Annotated in this window: 5 protein-coding genes; all 5 read left to right on the top strand. The window is 55.2% G+C overall.

The genetic code is table 11. The features are described 5' to 3' along the window. On the top strand, nt 1–177 hold a 177-nt coding region (locus Q7O77_RS15520), incomplete at its 5' end, for an isochorismatase family protein (RefSeq protein WP_304169405.1). A gap of 18 nt (nt 178–195) precedes the next feature. After that, nucleotides 196–1,011, top strand: coding sequence for a DUF72 domain-containing protein (locus Q7O77_RS15515; RefSeq protein WP_304169403.1), 816 nt, complete (start codon nt 196–198; stop codon nt 1,009–1,011). 155 nt (nt 1,012–1,166) lie between these two features. Continuing rightward, the gene (locus Q7O77_RS15510) at nt 1,167–1,562 is read left to right on the top strand and encodes an MAPEG family protein (RefSeq protein ID WP_026741399.1); all 396 of its coding nucleotides are present in this window, start codon (nt 1,167–1,169) and stop codon (nt 1,560–1,562) included. A 120-nt stretch (nt 1,563–1,682) separates the two neighbouring features. Further along, complete coding sequence (gene cmoA, locus Q7O77_RS15505) at nt 1,683–2,426, top strand: carboxy-S-adenosyl-L-methionine synthase CmoA (RefSeq protein ID WP_304169400.1); 744 nt, start codon at nt 1,683–1,685, stop codon at nt 2,424–2,426. Beyond that, on the top strand, nt 2,423–3,394 hold the full coding sequence (gene cmoB / locus Q7O77_RS15500; RefSeq protein ID WP_304169397.1) for a tRNA 5-methoxyuridine(34)/uridine 5-oxyacetic acid(34) synthase CmoB: 972 nt from the start codon (nt 2,423–2,425) through the stop codon (nt 3,392–3,394). The genes cmoA and cmoB overlap by 4 nt, the downstream gene beginning before the upstream one ends. Nucleotides 3,395–3,704: the final 310 nt, after the last annotated feature.

Genomic DNA, 3,704 nt, shown 5'->3' with positions numbered 1-3,704 from the left:
GAGTCCACCGCGCGCAACGCCTGGGAGCACGGCTATAACCTCGTGATAGCCGAAGACCTGTGCAGCGCCGGCAGTACGGAACAGCATCAGAGCAGTATGACGCATATTTTCCCGCGCATCGCGCGGGTTCGGAACAGCGCCGACATCGAGCAGGCGTTAACCACGCACACGGAATAGAAGGCAGAACGCAGACCTATGTATATCGGATTGCCGCAATGGCAGCACGCGGCCTGGGGAAAACTGGGATTACGCGATCTGGCGGACTACGCCAGACATTTTAACTGCGTGGAAGGCAACACCACGTTTTATGCGCTGCCGTCCGCGGAAGTCGTTTTGCGCTGGCGGGACATGACGCACGATGATTTTCGTTTCTGCTTCAAATTTCCGTCGACCATCAGCCATCAGGCGGCGCTGCGAGAGTGCCAGCCGGAAGTGACGCAGTTCTTTCGCTGTATGGCGCCGCTAGAGGCCCGAATGGGACAGCTGTGGTTGCAATTACCCGCCGCATTCGGTCCCGGTCAACTACCGGACCTATGGCAGTTTCTGGATACGCTGCCGTCAGGCTATAGCTACGGCGTCGAAGTTCGCCACCCCCAATTTTTCGCCAAAGGCGAGGACGAGCGTCGGCTGAATCAGGGCCTTCATCAGCGCGGCGTCAACAGAGTCATTATGGACAGCAGGCCGGTCCATAGCGCGATAGCCGAGAGTGAAGCGATGCGAGAGGCTCAGCGCAAAAAACCGCGTGTTCCCGTACACGCCGTGGTGACCGCCTCACAGCCATTCGTGCGATTTATCGGCAACGATAGCCAGGAAGAGAACCAGCGCTGGTTCGAGCCGTGGATCGCCAAACTGGCTCATTGGCAGACCGAGAACACGCCTTACCTGTTTATTCACACGCCGGATATTGGCTTTGCGCCGGAGCTGGCACGTCTTCTCTGGCCTAAACTGAGCGCCGTCCTGTCGGATATGCCGCCGTGTCCGCACTGGCCGGAACAGTCCACGCTGTTTTAACCCTGTCAGACAAGGCATTTATTAGTTCTTTTTCTTATACTCAAGTCGTACTAAAGCAAAATTTTAGATAAAAAACCGTGCCGTTTCAGGCGACAGTCGGGCAAAAGAGAGGCTATTATTCTGCCAGCCGCTTTGGACAGGCAATGGAGTAGAAAATGGTAAGCACGCTATACGTGGTGCTCGGTGCATTGTTGTTAATCAAGCTTTCCTTTGATGTCGTAAAACTCAGGATGCAGTACCGTGTCGCCTATGGCGACGGCGGATTTTATGAACTGCAAACCGCGATTCGGGTTCACGGCAACGCCGTCGAATATATTCCTATCGGCGCCATCATGCTGGTGTTGATGGAGATGAACGGCGCATTAATCGGCATGATCCATCTCTGCGGCATTCTGCTGATCCTCGGTCGTCTGTTTCATTACTATGGTCTGCGGCAGCGCGAATTCCGCTGGCGTCGCTATGGCATGATGTCGACCTACCTTTCTCTCACGCTGATGGTGCTGGCGAACCTGTATTATCTGCCCTGGGAACTGATCTTGACCCTGCGATAACCCTTCTCTAACGGTAAGACGGGCTCCCCCCGCGCTTACCGTATGTTCTGACGCTCTCTTTTTACTCCGCGTTTCTGATAGAATGCGCCCCAATTTCTTGTTCACATGTGTTTTTCCGCTATGACCAACCGCGATATGCTTTTTTCCGCTCCCATCGCCAATCTGGGAGACTGGACTTTTGACGAACGCGTGGCCGAGGTCTTTCCCGACATGATCCAGCGCTCGGTGCCCGGCTACTCCAATATTATTTCCATGATCGGAATGCTGGCCGAGCGCTTTGTTCAGCCCAACTCGCATGTTTACGACCTGGGTTGCTCTCTGGGCGCGGCAACGCTTTCCATGCGTCGTCACATTCAGGTGCCGGGCTGCCAGATCATCGCCGTTGACAACTCTCCCGCGATGGTCGAACGCTGCCGCCGTCATATCGACGCTTTCCGCGCCGACACGCCCGTCGACGTTCGCGAAGCCGACGTATTGGACACGCCGATCGAAAATGCATCGCTGGTCGTGCTGAACTTCACCCTACAGTTTGTCGCGCCGGAACTGCGCCAAACCCTGCTGACGCGGATTTATGAAGGCCTGCGGCCTGGCGGCGCGCTGGTCCTGTCTGAAAAATTCAGTTTTGACGATGACACGGTCGGCGATCTGCTCTTCAACATGCACCATGATTTCAAACGCGCTAACGGCTATAGCGAGCTGGAAGTCAGCCAGAAACGGAGCATGTTGGAAAACGTCATGCTGACGGACAGCGTCTCCACGCATAAAGCGCGTCTGGCACAGGCTGGTTTCGAACACAGCGACGTCTGGTTCCAGTGCTTCAACTTCGGTTCCCTGCTGGCTATCAAAGCGGAGGCGGCACAATGATCGACTTCGGACGCTTTTATCAGCAGATCGCCATCGGGCCGCTTAGCCACTGGCTCAACACATTGCCGGCGCAAATTACCCAGTGGCAGCAAGAGTCGCTGCATGGTCGATTTAAGCAGTGGTTCAACACGCTGGAACACTTGCCCGAACTGACGCCCACCTCGCTTGACCTGCAAAACAGCGTCTCGGCTACGATGATGCCCGACATCACCGACGGCCAGCGCGCAGGCATTGAGCAGCTGCTACGTAATCTGATGCCGTGGCGTAAAGGTCCCTTCTCGCTCTATGGCGTCTCTATCGACACCGAGTGGCGCTCGGATTGGAAGTGGGATCGCGTGTTGCCCCATATCTCACCCTTGCAGGATCGTCACATTCTTGATGTCGGCTGCGGCAGCGGGTATCACCTGTGGCGTATGGTGGGCGCAGGCGCTCGCTTGGCGGTTGGTATCGATCCTATGCAGCTGTTTCTATGTCAGTTTGAAGCCGTTCGCCGCCTGCTGGGCGACGACCGTCGTGCCCACGTCTTACCTTTGGGCATTGAGCAGTTGCCTGCGCTGGCCGCGTTTGACACCGTCTTTTCCATGGGCGTGCTTTACCACCGGCGCTCTCCGTTGGACCACCTGTGGCAGTTGAAAGATCAGTTGGTCAGCGGCGGCGAATTGGTATTGGAAACGCTGGTTATTGAAGGGGATGAAAACAGCGTACTGGTGCCAGGCGAACGCTACGGTCAGATGCGCAATGTTTATTTCCTTCCTTCCCCTGCAGCGCTGACACAGTGGCTTGAAAAATGCGGTTTTGTGGACGTCCGGGTTGTCGACCTTTGCGTTACCACCACACAGGAGCAGCGGCGCACAGACTGGATGGTCAGCGAGTCGCTGGCGGACTTCCTCGATCCGACCGATAGCACCAAAACGGTCGAAGGCTATCCCGCCCCGCTTCGCGCCGTCATCGTCGCAAAAAAAACCTGACACTTTGTCGGACGAAGCCCCGGTCACGCGCCGGGGCAAAGCAACCTGCCTCATCCCATTACTGTATTTATGCTAATCAGTTCGCCAGTCTCATGAATTCAGTTTTATTTTTTGGTATACCGCAGTCAGTCAGCGTTTATATCGCGCCTTCAAAAGATAACTAACGAAATAAAAACGTTTAACCGCTAATGTCCACGCCGTCATTATATCTCCCCTACTCTTTTTATTTTTAACGCGCCCCCATTAATAATCCCATTGCGTTAATGTGTGTCTGTCTCTTATACACATCTGACGCTGCCGACGAAGAGGA

Origin of the sequence: Lonsdalea britannica, assembly GCF_946477055.1 — a bacterium.
Lineage (GTDB): Bacteria > Pseudomonadota > Gammaproteobacteria > Enterobacterales > Enterobacteriaceae > Lonsdalea > Lonsdalea britannica_A.
The sequence above is the reverse complement of the archived record's forward strand: the minus strand, read 5'-3'. Positions and strand labels throughout refer to the sequence as shown.

What these genes read in the sequence shown, in the direction of transcription:
- Q7O77_RS15515 (WP_304169403.1), top strand. Translation starts at nt 196, where the DNA reads ATGTATATCGGATTGCCGCAATGGCAGCACGCGGCCTGGGGAAAACTG.
- Q7O77_RS15510 (WP_026741399.1), top strand. Translation starts at nt 1,167, where the DNA reads ATGGTAAGCACGCTATACGTGGTGCTCGGTGCATTGTTGTTAATCAAG.
- cmoA (WP_304169400.1), top strand. Translation starts at nt 1,683, where the DNA reads ATGACCAACCGCGATATGCTTTTTTCCGCTCCCATCGCCAATCTGGGA.
- cmoB (WP_304169397.1), top strand. Translation starts at nt 2,423, where the DNA reads ATGATCGACTTCGGACGCTTTTATCAGCAGATCGCCATCGGGCCGCTT.